Origin of the sequence: Bacteroides ihuae (assembly GCF_900104585.1) — a bacterium.
Classification (GTDB): Bacteria; Bacteroidota; Bacteroidia; order Bacteroidales; family Bacteroidaceae; genus Bacteroides; species Bacteroides ihuae.
Genome location: NZ_FNVX01000006.1, coordinates 297819 through 313167 on the forward strand (window position 1 = coordinate 297819; position 15349 = coordinate 313167).

Below are 15349 nucleotides of genomic sequence, written 5' to 3' on the forward strand. Positions count from 1 at the left end.
AAATCTATGGATAATTATTTTTTTAAACTTCTCTTATTATTACCTTTTTGTTTTACGACTCAGCTGCATTCACAGAGTATTGCAGGGAGGATTGTAGATGAAAATGATTTCCCTTTAGAGTACGTAAATATTGTCTTGCTGTCATTACCGGATTCAAGCTATGTTAATGGCACTGTTAGTGATCAGAACGGCCTTTTTAATTTTAAAGAGGACTGTGGCGATAAAATAATGAAAATTTCCGCTATTGGTTATTCTACAGTATACAAGCAATGTTTAGATCCAGAGTTGAGAAAAATACGTCTTTCATCACAGGTTCAATTGTTAGATTCTATAGTGGTTAAGGCTAATTTGCCCCGTACCCGTTTCAAAGACGATGCTTTTATAACCAATATTGAAAATACTATTTTGTCAAAAGCAGGTTCCCTAAATGATGTTCTGAGTAAAATACCAAGTATTATAAAGAAAGAAAAAACGTTTGAGGTTTTTGGTAAAGGGGTCCCCTTGATATATCTTAATGGACGAGTAATAAGAGAGATCTCTGAATTAGAACAAATCAATTCTGAAGACATAAAAGAAGTTGAACTGATAACAAATCCAGGTTCACGATATGATGCATCCGTAAAAGCGGTTATTCGCATAAAAACATTAAAAATACAAGGTGAAGGCTTTAGTTTTGATTTAAGATCAAGCTACAGTCAATCTTATAATGTAGATTTGGTGAATCAACTAAATTTGAATTATCGCTATAAAGGATTAGATGTATTTGGAACTTTCAAATTTGATAAAAATGCATATGAGCAACGCAGTAACATAGAGCAAACTGTTTGGGTTGATACATGTTGGTCACAAACGAACACAAATACTTTAAAAGGAAATTATAAGAGATATCGCACTTTGTTGGGATTCAATTATACCTTAAATGAAAAGCACTCATTTGGAGCTCAATATACTATGACCTTATCTTCGAACTATTATGACCATAGTATAACAAATAGTATAGTGCATGCCAATAATCTTTTTTATGATAGTTGGTATAGTGATCAAAATACGGAGACAAAAAGTAAACCTGTTCATTTATTGAACATGTATTATGTCGGAAAAATAAACGATTTGAATATAGAGTTTAATGCTGACTATTACTTTAACAAGAAAGATGTATCATCTTATACGACTGAAAATAGTCAAGAGATGGAGGATAGGGAAATTCACTCTATCAATAATGTAAAGAACAGTTTGTTTGCGTCAAAACTTGTTTTTTCCTATCCATTATTCAATGGTGATTTTTCTGTGGGAAGTGAATATTCTCATACAAAGAGAAATGATAAATATATAAATCAGGAAAACTATGTACCTACATCATCAAGTCTAATTAAAGAATCGGGATTTAATGTGTTTGCTGAATATAAACGTTCATTTTCCTTAGGTCAGCTATCTTTAGGTTTGCGTTATGAACGTTTATATTTCAAATATTATGAGAATGATGAATACGTTAAGGCTCAAAGCAAGCACTTTAATAACTATTTCCCAACTATCTCTTTCAGTCGCAATTTTGGTCCTATACATACGCAATTAAGCTATACTGCCAAAACAAAGAGGCCTTCATATCAGCAGTTGAGTAACAATGTCTTTTATCTGAATCGTTTTACTCTTTCTAGTGGAAATCCGGCTTTGAAATCGGAAATAATTCATGATATAACATTAAATAACGCATGGCGTTTCTTACAATTAATGGTAAGTTACCAAGAAGAACATGATGCCATTATTTATTGGTCTGAACAGATGGAAAGTAACTCTGCTGTAACTTTGATTAAATATAAAAACATAAATAAATTACCATGCTTAACTGCTTATCTATCTGCAACACCTAAATTGGGAATTTGGTCACCACAAATAGGCCTAGGCATACAAAAACAATGGCTAAAAATAGAAAACAACAATAAAATGATCAAATTAAACACTCCGCTGATAAGTGCAATGTTTGCCAATATGATTGAATTACCATGGACTTTTTCTTTTAGCGTAGACTTTTCATATCAAGGAGATGGTGATGTGCAGAATATATATTTATCAGAAAAACAGTTTATTCTAAATCTAGGTGTCCGTAAATCGCTCTTTAAGGATAAGTTGAGCTTGGAATTCAAAGTGAATGATCTTTTTCACGGTGCTACATCTGGCAATTTGGCATATATGAGGCAATTACTCTTATCTCAATTAAATAAATATGATTCAAGAGAATGTGTGTTAACATTAAGATATAAACTGAATTCTGCTAAAAATAAATACCGAGGAACCAATGTTAGTCAACAAGAGATTAATAGGCTGTAATGTTGCTTATTAACTCCTGTCATATTTCTTTAATATAGAGAATAATCAGATGAATAATTTTGAAAATAATTTTGTTTATCAAAGGGATGCGATGGACTGCGGCCCATCATGTTTAGCTATGATAGCTTCTTATTATGGAAAAAGGCTAAACATAGAACAGCTAAGAGAAAAATGTTATTTAGCAAAAGATGGAGTTTCTCTTTTAGGCATCAGTAAAGCTGCTGAAAAAATTGGCTTTCATACGGTAGGAGGGAGATTGACATTTACTATCCTTTTTGAAAAGAATTTACTTCCATGCATAGTACATTGGGATCAAAATCATTTTGTTGCTATATACAAAATTAAAAAAAAACGAAAAGACGATTTTTTGGTATATATAGCTGACCCCGGAAAGGGATTGTTGACATATAACAAAAAAGAGTTCTTAGAACATTGGGTTAGTACGAGTACAAATGGAGAGGAAAAAGGGATTGCATTATTATTAGAGCCCACTGAACTTTTTTTTAGTGAGAAAGAGGATATTGAAATTAAAAAGAATCGTCTCATTTTTTTATGGAAATACACAAAAAAATACAGATATTATTTCCTTCAAATAATAGCTGGGCTCATCGTAGGATCTATTATTCAGCTAATATTCCCGTTTCTTACTCAAATTATAGTTGATACCGGTATAGAAGGTAAAGATATTAATTTTATATGGCTTGTTCTTATTGCTCAGTTAATGTTATTGTTCAGTAGAACAGCGGTAGATTTTATTCGCAACAAAATATTACTGCACATAAGTACTAGAATCAACATCTCTCTTATTTCTGATTTTTTCATAAAATTAATGAAACTCCCAATGATTTTTTTCGACACAAGGTTAATGGGGGATTTATTGCAGAGAATTGAAGATCACAGAAGAGTAGAATTATTCTTAACATCTAGTTCCTTAAACTTGTTTTTCTCTTTTTTCTCGTTTATAGTTTTTGGAGTTGTTTTATTCATGTATAACATTTCAATATTCTTCGTTTTTCTAGTTGGAAGTATCATTTATGGGGGATGGATAACCTTTTTCCTAAAAAAAAGGAAACAATTAGACAACAAATACTTTGAGCAGGCAGGTAAAAACAGGAATGTGACATATCAACTAATTAACGGAATGCAGGAGATTAAGCTACAAGGGTGCGAACAACGAAAACGCTGGGAGTGGGAGGACGTACAAGCCGAGATGTTTGAAATAAATCTTAAATCGCTAAATTTACAGCAAACTCAGCAAGCTGGAAACATTATTATTAATGAACTAAAGAATATACTAATTACCGCTTTGGCTGCCACATCTGTTATTAATGGTCAAATGACACTGGGAATGATGCTGGCTATCCAATATATTATTGGGCAACTTAATAGTCCAATTGAGCAATTAGTTAATTTTATATACTCATGGCAAGATGTATCTATTAGTTTGGATCGCATAAACGAAATTCACACAGAAGGAAATGAAGAAAACCAAAATAGAACCATCCAAATGCTTAATAATAACAATACAATTGAGTTGAAAAATATACATTTTAAATACGACGGTAATAAATCAAAATACATATTAAATAATATAAACTTAGTTATCCCGAGATGTAAAATAACTGCGATTGTAGGGGCGAGTGGAAGTGGAAAAACGACTTTAATAAAATTATTATTAGGATATTATTCTCCGCAAAAAGGAACGATAACAGTTGGGAACATCAACCTTGAACAAATTAATTTAGTGTGGTGGAGAAGGAATTGTGGTACTGTAATGCAAGAAGGATATCTATTTTCTGACACAATTGCAAGAAATATTTCTGTATCAGATGATGAACCAAATCTAGATAAGATCCGTAATGCTGCAAAAATGACTAATATAGCTGAATATATTGAAAATCTTCCTCTAGCCTACAACACAATGATAGGACAAGATGGGCAGGGCATTAGTCAAGGACAGCGACAAAGAATACTGATAGCAAGAGTTATATACAAGAATCCTCATTTTGTTTTTCTTGATGAAGCGACTAATGCCTTAGATGCTAGTAATGAAGAATATATTCTAAATAATTTAAAAACGTTTTATACAGGGAAAACAGTTATAGTTGTTGCTCATCGATTATCAACAGTGAAAGATGCAGATCAAATTATCGTTTTAGACGATGGGCAAATAGCTGAAGTCGGGACTCATAAAGAGCTGGTTTCGATGCGTGGGAAATATTATGAATTAGTGAGAAACCAATTAGAACTAGGAAATTAGTATATAAAATGGAAAACCAAGATTATAAAAGAGAAATTGAACTTCGTAGCGAAAAAGTTAGAAGTATAGTTGGAAAAGTTCCTCCTACTTTAATTAGATATGGAATAATGATTATTGCCCTAGTTATATTTATTTTCTTAATAATTATAGGCTATCTTCCATATAAACAAGAATTCACAGGGAAAGCTGTTGTCTATGATATACCAATTTCCACAAAAGACAGTGTCAATGTTGTTGTAGAGTTAGAACTGCCTGATACTAATAACTACCATTTATTGATAAATAAAAAAATAAAATTATCAACTGAAGGTTTTGAATGCTCCGGCTACATAGTTGAATATTCTACGCAAAGAAAAGCTAATGGAATGAATAGAAGCGTTTTACGAATGCTTAATAAACAGCTACCTAGAATACAGCAATCCCAAGTCAATTACAGATTAACTATCGTTAAAACAACTATGCTTAAGAAAATTCTATTTTTATACTGAAGAAGAATCAAAGAGAATGATGGGGTTCGTATTTATTGTCTTACCTAGACCAAATTCGTATTACTAAAATTTGTATATATGAAAAAGTGATAATATCGCCCGTTTGGTACCGCTATATCACTCCCTTGGTACCGTGTGCGACACTTTCGTGGTACCGCTCGTAGCGTTGGCTGGTACCGGTACCAAATGTGTGATATGAACGTCGTAAAGAGATACTTCTCAAGGGTGGTTGCACACCGCCAAAAGGTATCTCTCTCTGATTCTATTTTATTTATTTTTTCTCTTTCGTAATGATGGTCCTTCAAGATTCAGGTGATGAGATGAGTTTATCAGCCTATCCATGATGGCATCAGCAAGTGTAGCTTCCGCTATGTAGTCATACCACTTGTCCAAAGGAAGTTGAGACATAATAATCATTGACTTCTTTTCATAGCGTTCTTCTAGTAATGTAAGCAATGCTATACGTGTATCACTGTCCATTTTCTGCAACCCAAAATCGTCAAGGACGATAAGATCGTTCTTGTCTAGTCGTGACAACATCTGTGAGAAGGTTCCGTCAAGGCGTGACTGTTTGAGTACATCGACAAATCGGTTCATGTTCAGATAAAGTGTTTTCAGGCCAAGCGTACAGGCTTGATGTCCAAGAGCACATGCCAGATATGATTTTCCGCATCCAGTAAGCCCCGTAATAAGCAGATTTTCTCCACGCCGCACAAAACCGCAGTCAGCAATAGAGGTTAGCTGCTCACGGGTAAAGTTGCGGGCAGTCGAACAAGTGATATCCTCGACAAGTACTTGGTATCTCAATTTGCTCTCCTTCAGCAGTCTGGTAGTTCGGCTGTCATCACGACAACGGATTTCCGTTTCCAGCATTTTTGACAGAGCCATTTCTAAGCTTGGCCGCATCTGCACAGGAAGCTTTATAATATCACTGACCGCTTCAGCCATACCGCTCAGTTTAAGAGCCTTTAGGCGTTCTACAATTGAAGCAAGTTCATTCATGGTCGGCCTCCTTTCTAAGTGATGGTATGGACGTGTACGCAGAAGATCCTCTCACATTGTCGTTAAAGGGAGTTCTTGAAATAGATTCTTTCTCACCGGAAGCCAAATCCCGATTATTCTTAAGCATATTACAGAGAGTCTTATAGCTTGCCACATCCGTTTCTTCTCTCATCATCATGCAAGCATGTTCCAATCTGCTTCTGCCATATTTCTTTGCCAAAGCAAGCAGTCCGTTGCATTTCCCATATGCTTGCTGAGGGAAAGTGGTGCGCTGGAGGATGTCTGTTATTGCCCATTCAACAGATTGCCCAATGCGCGCACCTCTTTCTATGAGTGTTGCGGCATTCTGCTCCTTGCGATGCTCGTATGCAGTATGATTCTCCGGCATGTGCGATTTCTCAGTGGAGTAGCCATATGGTATGAGGCTTCTACGATGCATACAAGCGCATATTGTACCCACATAGATCTCTACAGAGTGCACGTCCCACATGATTTTAACCTTTTGTCCGACATATTTAAACGGGACACTGTAGAAGTGGCGCTCACTGCCTACACATACATGGTATGTACTGCTAAGCTTAACCTCCTTGCGCATACGAAGACGATACATTTGATCCGGCAACGGATTCATTTCAGGCTTCTCATACTTCTGAAAGATCTCCCACCGGGTAGAACCCTTGAAGGGAAGACTACAATATTCTTCAAGGAGTTCAAGGATGCGATCGTTCAGTGCATCCAAAGCGTAGAACTCTTCACCTTCAAGGCGGGCATACACGTACTTGTAGAGTTGGCCCACAGCACCCTCAACAGGTCCTTTGTCACGGGGTTTGCGCACGCGACAAGCTGTAGGTTCTATGCCGTAATACATCGCCCATTCCACATTGGCATCCGAAAACGTAAGGCTGTAGCGGTCAGATTTCGTTACCCATTGTTTCATGTTGTCACTTTTGGCTGTATGGGGGACAGCACCTATAAATTCTAGTCCTTTGTTGAGTCCATGGAAAAACCATTCGGTAGTGGCATTGGGCATGGCCATCATGAATGGCAGATTGCTGTAGGGCATCACGCATACCAATACCACCAGTTTCTGTCTCACCTTGGTGAGCCTGTCGGTCAGAAACAAGGCATCTCCGGCAAAGTCTATTTGCCATTCCTTACCGGGCTCATAGACGTTGTGATAGGAGTAGTCATTTTTCTCTCTATAAGAGCTAACATGCTTCTTGAATTGAGTATAACCATAACCGCTGGGACATTCCTTATGGTAGTAATCCTCAAATACAAACTGGACATTGGCATGCTTGCGACCCAGGCGCTTGATAATTTCCGGCATCATGCGTTCAAGCTCCTGCTTACGTCCATCGTCATTAAGTGCATTCTTTGGGGGCATAAAGATGGTTTCCAGCTCACTGTCTGCCATTGCTAGCAGCTCTTCAAAACTTTGTCTCGTCGTCGATGCAATCTTCCGATAACCCGATACGGTACGTTTGCTGCAATGAACAATTCCACATATATCAGCTTGTGGAATACCATTGCCTAGCATCTGTAAAATCTGTCTTAGTCGTAACATTTGGTTTACTTTTAGACGTTAATAATATTGTTAATTCTGGGCATAACCCAACAACAATATAATGCCATTGCAAATTTTACGAATAGAAGTACCGCTAAAAGTGATATTGATGGTACCAATCAAGTGATATGAACGTGGTTGAAAGTTGGAAATGGAAACACAAACGCCAACGGTACCAGTCAAGTGATACAAGATCAATCAACACGATAAATTGGGGTACCAGAACACCGCTATGGACGGTACCACGGGGATGATATTATCAAAAAAGCAAGCTCTAACATTATTTTTATCTTTAGTTGGTTTTAGCTCAATATGTGAAGCATCTGGAGCAATTAGTAGTAGAAACTATACTCTATAGAATAAATACAACAAATATCAACGCAAAAAAACGACAAAGAATGAAACACTATGCAGCAATTGTACTTTTTTTAGTCCTATCGATCTTTTCTACCGAAGCACAGCAGATCAAAGGCAAAGTCATTGACGGAGTAACTTCTGAACCTTTGACTTTTGCCAATATCGTAGTCGTAAATAAGGATTCTTAGGCAACATTTGTGGGGACTGTGACGGATATGGAGGGTAATTTTACACTAACATCGAAGAAACAAAAAGAGGCCGTTCATATCAGTTATCTGGGATATCTGAGCAAAGATACGGTTATCGTAAGAAATGGAGTCAACCAGATTACACTTGTGCAGGACGCAAAAATGCTTGGAGAGGTGGTTGTAAAAGGGGTACGGAATCATTTTAAAATGGAGAACGGAGGGATTGCCATGGACGTGGCAAGCAGTCCGTTGAAGAATATTGGTACGGCCAATGATGTATTGGAGAAGCTCCCTTTTGTGGTAAAAGACGGTGATGCATTCACTGTCCTTGGCAAAGGGAAGCCTCTTATTTATATCAATAATCGACTTGTGAGAGATGAGAACGAATTACAAAGACTGGGGTCTGGTAACATAAAGAAGGTGACTGTGATTACCAACCCGGGACCGGAATATGATGCAACAGTCAGTGCTGTTATCCGCATTGAAGCTGTACGCCCTTCGGGTGAGGGATTCAGTGGGGAAATATTCGGCTGGATGAGTGTTGCCAGACGATTTTCTGCTGATGAGAGCATAGACTTGAATTATCGAAAAAATAAACTTGATGTCTTTGCCAATTACGGATATAGTGATAATCAAAAGAAAATGAAAAATACATTCGGAAATACGTTGATAGCCGATCACGAAACCACAGATGTATATAGCAAGGATAAAGAAAGGCATCATACGAGAGAGCATTATGTGGAAACCGGATTTAACTATGAGTTTAACGAACACCATTCGGCGGGTGCCAAATATACGTACGACGGCACTCCCTATGCGAAACTAGATATGGAGATGCAGAGCCAAGTGCATCTTGACAATACGCTTTCTGAAGAATTTCCTACAACTGCTCTGATGGACATTGATAGAACGTCTCACCTTTTGAATGCTTACTACGTAGGCAATTTATCTAACTGGTTGAAGGCTCAGCTTGATTTTGACTATTCCAAAGGAAACAGTAACACCCAGCAGGATTCATGGTCTGGTAGGGCAACAGATGAAAAGGTAAATACACAGTCTCTGCAAGATTATCATCTTTATGCCGGTAAACTTACGCTTATCACGCCTCTATGGAAAGGAGAATTAAAATATGGAACGGAGTTTAGTCATACGACTAATGAACAGAATTATATTGTCATAGACAATGAGGGGGCGGAAACCCTGACTTCGAATACAAATTTGTCCAAACAGAAAATGTTTGCTGCCTTCCTGGCTTATTCAAAGACCATTGGGAGATGGACGTTGGGCGCAGGATTACGATTTGAAGATACGGGCTTCGATTATTTCGAAAATGGGGACAAAATAGATGTACAGAGTCGTACTTATACGGATTTCTTTCCCAATGCTTCAGTAAGTTATCGTGATGAGAAAATACAAATGATGTTGGGGTATCGTTCAACCATCAGACGTCCCAGCTATTACCAACTTAGAAACAGCATTCAGTATGATAACTCTTATACTTATGAGGCGGGTAATCCCTATTTGCAGCCGACTAGGATAGATGATATCACCTATTCGTTGCTGTGGGGCAAGATGAAGTTTATGGCGGCTTACAAGATTTACAATAACTTATCGTTGCTATTGCCGGGGCAGTATGAAGATACGAACATTACCATGCTCCGACCTGAAAATTTGGATGAAAGAAATCTATCGGTCTTCGGTTACTACTCTCCGCATTGGGGTTCATGGGAACCTGTGGCAGGCATCGGCGTAGAGAAAGATTATGTTAGCTACGGAGAGATTGTGAAGCAGAAATACCAGAAACCTTATTTGAGTTACAGTCTACAGAACACTTTTCGGTTACCCGCAGGATTTACAGCAATGATAGACCTCCGGGGAAATTCAAAAGGGCATTCGGATCTGACTTATACGTATAACAGCTTCAGAATGGATATGCGAGTAACCAAAACAATCATGGATGGCAAACTCGTATTGAACATGCGTGGAACGGACATTTTGGGTACAGAGAAACGAAAAGGGGTGATGGATATATATCCTGTCACATCAATGATTGATAAAGATATGGATACCCGTTCGTTTCAATTCTCTGTTCGATACAAATTTAATGCTACACGAAGTAAATATAAAGGAGAATCTGCTTCTTCTGAAGAAAGACAACGTATGTAGCTTTCTTTATAAAAATCTCTCCATCGCTTCCATGCACATGCGCCCGTTATGGTAGGGGCATTTCCAGAAGCCGGCTTTGTCATCTTCACGATTCACTGTACCATCGGCACGAATGCTCCAAAACCATTCACCATTTTCACGGTCTATCAAGTGAGATTTGATAAAGATCCAACAATCGACGGCTTTACTTAGAGCCTCTTCATCACCAAAGTGTTGATAGAGATTCAGGTAGCCAACGACTGTTTCTGCCTGTACCCACCAGTGACGGTCGGCATCAAGATGACCATTATCGAGATTTCTTTCATAAATCATGCCCGCACTGGGAGTGAACCCTTCCGCTGCTGCACAAGCTATCTGCCGCACAAGAGGCTCAACCGTAGCAAGCAGCGCTTTGTCACCCAATTCAAGAACTGTTTCATGAATGAGCCAAGAGGCTTCAATATCGTGCCCGTAAGAGATGATATGAGATTTGTTTTCCCAGTCATCATTGAAGAATAGTTGTAGATGATCATTGTCTTTATTGAGTATCTTATCAGTAAAAAGAGAGATGAGATTTCGCAGCTGCTTTTCTAATCGTTTGTCTTTCCAAACCCGATAAAGGTTGGTGTAAGGTTCCAGAATATGCAAATGCGTATTCATCGTCTTACGTTCGTTGGCATCTTTATCACTCAGACGCATATCGGCCATCTCACCCCATTCACGGGTTAACGCTTCGCAATAGCCATTCTTATCTACATCAAAGCTATGCGCCTCAATACTTTCGAACAGATGAATAGCATAGGTAAGTGCCTCAGCATCCGACGTGGCACGATAATATTCGCTCAGACCATAGATGGCAAAGCCAATAGCGTAAATCTGTTTTTTAGTATCCAATGGTTCCCCCTTATAGGTCAGAGACCAGTAAATTCCTCCAAACTCTTTATCATAAAAGGAATCAATAATCATTCGTTTGGCACGCGTTGCCATCTCCAGATATTCTTCTCGCTTCAAAAGGCGATAAGCTGCCGAATATGTCCACAACATACGAGCATTGAGAATGGCTCCCTTTTTCGCTTCCGGCATCAGTTGTTCTGTTCCGGTAATACGACCATAAAAGCCCCCATTCACCTTGTCTACCATCTTATTCATCCAATAAGGAAGAATATTGCAGGTAAGTACTTCTTCCATTTCAGAGGCAAGTACAGATACTGTTTGTTTCATCTTTATTTTCTTTTTGCCTCAAGTTCTGCAGTTATCACTTTCATTTTCTTCTCACTCAATGGATACATGCTAATGAAAATTACGGAGAGTGCTGTTCCTACAGCCGGGAGGAAGCTAAGGAACATCTTAATACCATGAATGGTTTCTTCGCTCTGCACCACATTTGCCTTAAACCCAAAGTAGGCAAGCAGCCAGCCGGTAAGCGCACTACCAATGGCCCAACCGAACTTCTGACTCATAGAAGAGGAAGAAAAGATAAGGCCGGTGGCACGGTTGCCTGTTTTCAGTTCTGAGTAATCGGCACAATCGGCATACATGGACCATAACAACGGAAAGATGCTACCGGCACAGATGCTAATAAATATTTGAAAGACAAAGATCAATACCAAATCTCCTCTACCAAACCAATAGAAAATGACACTTAGCACAGTAGCGATGGACATTGCTCCCATATAGGTTCGCTTCTTGCCAATACGGTTACTGATAGGTGCAGCGAGAATAACGCCGACTATATTGGCCGCTTGTCCCACTGCCAGATAGAGTCCGCTGAGCACAAAGGATACTCCAAAAAAAGAAACAGTAGCATAATCGGCCTCAACTACAAAATATTTAAAATAATAAACCGTTGCTCCATCACGAATAGAATTAAATACAAGTGCCGCTACTCCGGCACCCAGCAGTATCCACCAAGGTTTATTGCCCAACAGATTACGTATATCTTCTCGTAAAGGACTCTGCTTCTCCTTTATCGGCTTCACTCGTTCTCTGGTAAAGGCAAAGCAGAAGTAGAACAACACGGTGCACATCACTGCTATCACGATAACAGCCATCACCCATCCTTGCTGTTCATCGGCAGGTGCAGTACTTCCTCCTGAGAAATAATTGGCCATGGGCATAAAGAGCAGCAAGGCGATAAAACTGCCGATATAGGCAAATGTCATGCGATAGGTAGAAAGAATATTACGTGTTTTCGTGTCAGAACTCATGACTCCAAGCAAAGATGCATAAGGAACATTGATGGCAGAGTAAACCATCATCATCAGTGAGTAAGTGACGTATGCATAAATAAGTTTTCCGGTATCACTCAGCGAAGGAGTAGTAAACGTCAGAATACCAATCAGTGCAAAGGGTAGTGCCAGATAGAGCAAATACGGGCGGAACTTTCCCCAGCGGGTATGAGTTCTATCGGCTACAATGCCTACGATAGGGTCGAAAGCTGAATCCCAGACCCGTGTGATGAGAAACATCGTACCCACAACAGCTGCCGGAAGCCCAAAGACATCGGTATAGAATATCATCAGATAAGAACCGAAGAGTTTCCAGAACATAGAGGATGCCATATCGCCAAAGCCATATCCTATTTTCTCTTTTAAGGTAACCCGTTCTTTGCCTATAGAAGCCGAATTTGCATTGATTGTCTTATTCATAGTCTTTTTATATGATACGAATCTATTATTTATTATTCGCTAATTGCGGAGTAAGAGTTAAATTATTCTTTATCATTTTCTTCAGTATCTCCACCGAAGCAGCAGAACGCAACTTGTCTTCAGGGGTATTCATGCAGTAGTCAACCATTTTATCAATGGTAGAAGTAGCCACATGCATACGGGTATCCGAAGAGGCATAGTAGATAAAAACCTTCCCATCTTCATCAGCTATCCAACCATTTGTGAAGAGTACATTAGAAACATCACCGATACGTTCTTCCCCTTGTGGGGCCAAGAAATAGCCTGCCGGAGAAGCGATTACTTTGGTCGGATCTTCAAGGGAAGTCATATACATATAGAGTACATAGCGCAAGCCTGCAGCACATCCTCGCACTCCGTGGGCCAAATGCAACCAACCTTTAGAGGTCTTGATAGGATGGGGACCTTCACCATTCTTCACTTCTTTAATCGTGTGATAATAGCGACGGTCAATAATAACTTCTTCTTTTACCTCTGCATGGGTGATATCGTCAATCAATGCCCAACCGATTCCTCCACCACTACCTGTATCGATAAAGCCATCTTGCGGACGAGTATAAAGAGCGTACTTACCGTTCACAAATTCCGGATGTAAAACGACATTACGTTGTTGACTCTTTGCCTTCAAATCCGGTAGCCTTTCCCAGTTTACAAGGTCTTTGGTGCGAGCAATAGCAGCAGTAGCTGTAGCAGATGAAAGATCACCGGCCGGAGCATTATCATCATGGCGCTCGGCACAGAAGATACCATAAAGCCAACCGTCTTCGTGTGCCGTAAGGCGCATATCATAAATGTTAGTAGCAGGAATCACGTCTTCGGGCATCGTTACGGGATAATCCCAGAAGCGGAAATTGTCGATTCCATTGGGACTCTCGGCAACCGCAAAGAATGATTTACGATCGGAACCTTCCACACGCACCATCAACAAATATTTTTCTTTCCATTTTATTGCTCCGGCATTCATCGTAGCATTCATTCCAATGCGTTCCAGTAAGTATGGGTTTGTTTTTTCATTCAAATCATATCGCCAAAACACAGGAGTATGTTCGGAAGTAAGCACGGGGTACTCATAGCGGGTAACCACTCCGTTTCCCTTTATTGAAGGCTCATTCTTTCGAGACAGAAAAGCTTCGTGTTCGGCTAGTAGTTTAGTCATATTATCATTAAACTGACTCATAATTGATTGCTTTTATCGTTACTTAATTAATTGGGTTAGTCATATAAATGAATCACATCTTTCGCAAACAAGGTTTGAGGCTTCTCATAGAATTTCACAAAATCGGCAGCAGACACTTGTCCCGGATAAGGTGCATAGTAATGGTTTTGTTTCTCGCGAGCATTGCGCCACACCAACACGTAGCATATTGGATAGCGACTAATTACAGGAAAAAGTGTTTCTGTCCACCAAGTAGCATCCGGGATCGTTTCAAAACCTGTTTCTGTAATGGCAATAGGTTTACTATGTGCCTTGCCGACCTCTGTCAAGATCATGAGAGAGCGATCCAATTCATCCATATACTTTTGTTTGTCGAATTGATAGCAGTCAAATCCAAGTAGATCAATGATGTCATCTCCCGGATAGCGTTCCAAATACTCTGCACTATTCTGCGGATCTGTTCCCGGGGAATAGGCATATAACAGATTGTCCACGCCTTTCTCTTGCATGCGGTTATAAGTCATCTTCCACAATGCTTTATACTGAGAAGGCGTGCAAAGCTTTGCGCCCCACCAAAACCAACTGCCTGTATGCTCATGCCACGGACGGAAAAGCACGGGAACTTTCACCCCGTCTTCCGTTTGAAGAGAGTTCATAAAGTCAGCTATTGCATCCAGCCAGCCCAGAAATTTTTCATGATTAGCTCCTCCAGGAAGAATAGAAGCCACTACTGTGGTATCACTTACATCCCAAGAGTCCTTACCGGTAAGAGGATTATCGACATGCCAACTAAGAGAATTCATGCCTCCGCGATTGTATTGAGCAATGATCTCTTTCCGTATTTTCTCAAACGAAACCTTATCCAGATTCTTATCTCCGCCTAGTTCTATCCGTCCCAGATCAAAAGACATCACTGACGGATAGTCTCCACAGACGCTTTTCACATCACTACGTCCTTCGTCTCCTTCCCATCCAATACCATAGATAGGATCGTCATGATGCCCGAACATAAATCCTTGGTGAGCTATCTTTTTAAGATTAGTCAGCAAATGTTGCGTTTCAGGTGTTCGCAATGAATCAGCCAAAGGTTCAGGAGCGACGACCTTAGCAACCAGACTATCGAATGAAATCATACTCGAGGCAAATAGTAGGCAAACCAGTAATTTATTTTTCA

At 39.3% G+C, this 15349-nt stretch carries 11 protein-coding genes; 5 read left to right on the top strand and 6 right to left on the bottom strand.

Going from position 1 to position 15349, the window contains the following annotated elements:
• The first annotated feature begins 6 nt into the window (after positions 1–6).
• The 3 genes from BQ5338_RS12005 to BQ5338_RS12015 are packed head-to-tail and all read left to right on the top strand — an operon-like array spanning position 7 to position 5073.
• Positions 7–2325 carry an outer membrane beta-barrel family protein gene (locus BQ5338_RS12005; protein ID WP_071147086.1) on the top strand — a complete coding sequence of 773 codons (2319 nt, stop codon included), beginning with the start codon at positions 7–9 and terminating at the stop codon, positions 2323–2325.
• A 49-nt stretch (positions 2326–2374) separates the two neighbouring features.
• On the top strand, positions 2375–4585 hold the full coding sequence (locus tag BQ5338_RS12010) for a peptidase domain-containing ABC transporter (RefSeq protein WP_071147087.1): 2211 nt from the start codon (positions 2375–2377) through the stop codon (positions 4583–4585).
• An 8-nt stretch (positions 4586–4593) separates the two neighbouring features.
• Positions 4594–5073, top strand: coding sequence for a hypothetical protein (locus tag BQ5338_RS12015; RefSeq protein WP_071147088.1), 480 nt, complete (start codon positions 4594–4596; stop codon positions 5071–5073).
• A 267-nt stretch (positions 5074–5340) separates the two neighbouring features.
• Here the strand turns inward: BQ5338_RS12015 and istB are convergent, their stop codons facing one another.
• A complete protein-coding gene (gene istB / locus BQ5338_RS12020) occupies positions 5341–6075 on the bottom strand; it encodes an IS21-like element helper ATPase IstB (protein WP_071144985.1) in 735 nt (244 codons plus the stop codon).
• On the bottom strand, positions 6068–7642 hold the full coding sequence (gene istA, locus BQ5338_RS12025; RefSeq protein WP_071144984.1) for an IS21 family transposase: 1575 nt from the start codon (positions 7640–7642) through the stop codon (positions 6068–6070). Before istA ends, istB begins: the two co-directional genes overlap by 8 nt.
• Before the next feature lie 398 nt (positions 7643–8040).
• Between istA and BQ5338_RS17060 the strand changes: the two genes are divergently transcribed.
• A complete protein-coding gene (locus tag BQ5338_RS17060) occupies positions 8041–8187 on the top strand; it encodes a hypothetical protein (protein WP_235816426.1) in 147 nt (48 codons plus the stop codon).
• Positions 8188–8196: 9 nt separating this feature from the next.
• The gene (locus BQ5338_RS12030; RefSeq protein ID WP_235816427.1) at positions 8197–10353 is read left to right on the top strand and encodes an outer membrane beta-barrel family protein; all 2157 of its coding nucleotides are present in this window, start codon (positions 8197–8199) and stop codon (positions 10351–10353) included.
• Positions 10354–10359: 6 nt separating this feature from the next.
• On the opposite strand, the gene BQ5338_RS12035 is transcribed toward BQ5338_RS12030, so the two are convergent.
• From BQ5338_RS12035 to BQ5338_RS12050, 4 genes are read right to left on the bottom strand one after another with little or no spacing between them, the layout of a single operon-like run.
• Positions 10360–11553, bottom strand: coding sequence for an AGE family epimerase/isomerase (locus BQ5338_RS12035; RefSeq protein WP_071147089.1), 1194 nt, complete (start codon positions 11551–11553; stop codon positions 10360–10362).
• A 2-nt stretch (positions 11554–11555) separates the two neighbouring features.
• Entirely contained in the window at positions 11556–12980 is a 1425-nt protein-coding gene (locus BQ5338_RS12040) for an MFS transporter (RefSeq protein WP_071147090.1), read from the bottom strand.
• 25 nt (positions 12981–13005) lie between these two features.
• The gene (locus BQ5338_RS12045) at positions 13006–14196 is read right to left on the bottom strand and encodes a glycoside hydrolase family 130 protein (RefSeq protein ID WP_071147091.1); all 1191 of its coding nucleotides are present in this window, start codon (positions 14194–14196) and stop codon (positions 13006–13008) included.
• A gap of 35 nt (positions 14197–14231) precedes the next feature.
• The gene (locus BQ5338_RS12050) at positions 14232–15308 is read right to left on the bottom strand and encodes a glycoside hydrolase family 26 protein (protein WP_071147851.1); all 1077 of its coding nucleotides are present in this window, start codon (positions 15306–15308) and stop codon (positions 14232–14234) included.
• Positions 15309–15349: the final 41 nt, after the last annotated feature.

Excerpts from the sequence above, each read along its gene's own strand:
- BQ5338_RS12035 (WP_071147089.1), bottom strand. The coding sequence starts at position 11,553 with ATGAAACAAACAGTATCTGTACTTGCCTCTGAAATGGAAGAAGTACTT.
- BQ5338_RS12045 (WP_071147091.1), bottom strand. The coding sequence starts at position 14,196 with ATGAGTCAGTTTAATGATAATATGACTAAACTACTAGCCGAACACGAA.
- BQ5338_RS17060 (WP_235816426.1), top strand. The coding sequence starts at position 8,041 with ATGAAACACTATGCAGCAATTGTACTTTTTTTAGTCCTATCGATCTTT.
- BQ5338_RS12010 (WP_071147087.1), top strand. The coding sequence starts at position 2,375 with ATGAATAATTTTGAAAATAATTTTGTTTATCAAAGGGATGCGATGGAC.
- istB (WP_071144985.1), bottom strand. The coding sequence starts at position 6,075 with ATGAATGAACTTGCTTCAATTGTAGAACGCCTAAAGGCTCTTAAACTG.
- BQ5338_RS12050 (WP_071147851.1), bottom strand. The coding sequence starts at position 15,308 with ATGATTTCATTCGATAGTCTGGTTGCTAAGGTCGTCGCTCCTGAACCT.
- BQ5338_RS12040 (WP_071147090.1), bottom strand. The coding sequence starts at position 12,980 with ATGAATAAGACAATCAATGCAAATTCGGCTTCTATAGGCAAAGAACGG.
- istA (WP_071144984.1), bottom strand. The coding sequence starts at position 7,642 with ATGTTACGACTAAGACAGATTTTACAGATGCTAGGCAATGGTATTCCA.
- BQ5338_RS12015 (WP_071147088.1), top strand. The coding sequence starts at position 4,594 with ATGGAAAACCAAGATTATAAAAGAGAAATTGAACTTCGTAGCGAAAAA.
- BQ5338_RS12005 (WP_071147086.1), top strand. The coding sequence starts at position 7 with ATGGATAATTATTTTTTTAAACTTCTCTTATTATTACCTTTTTGTTTT.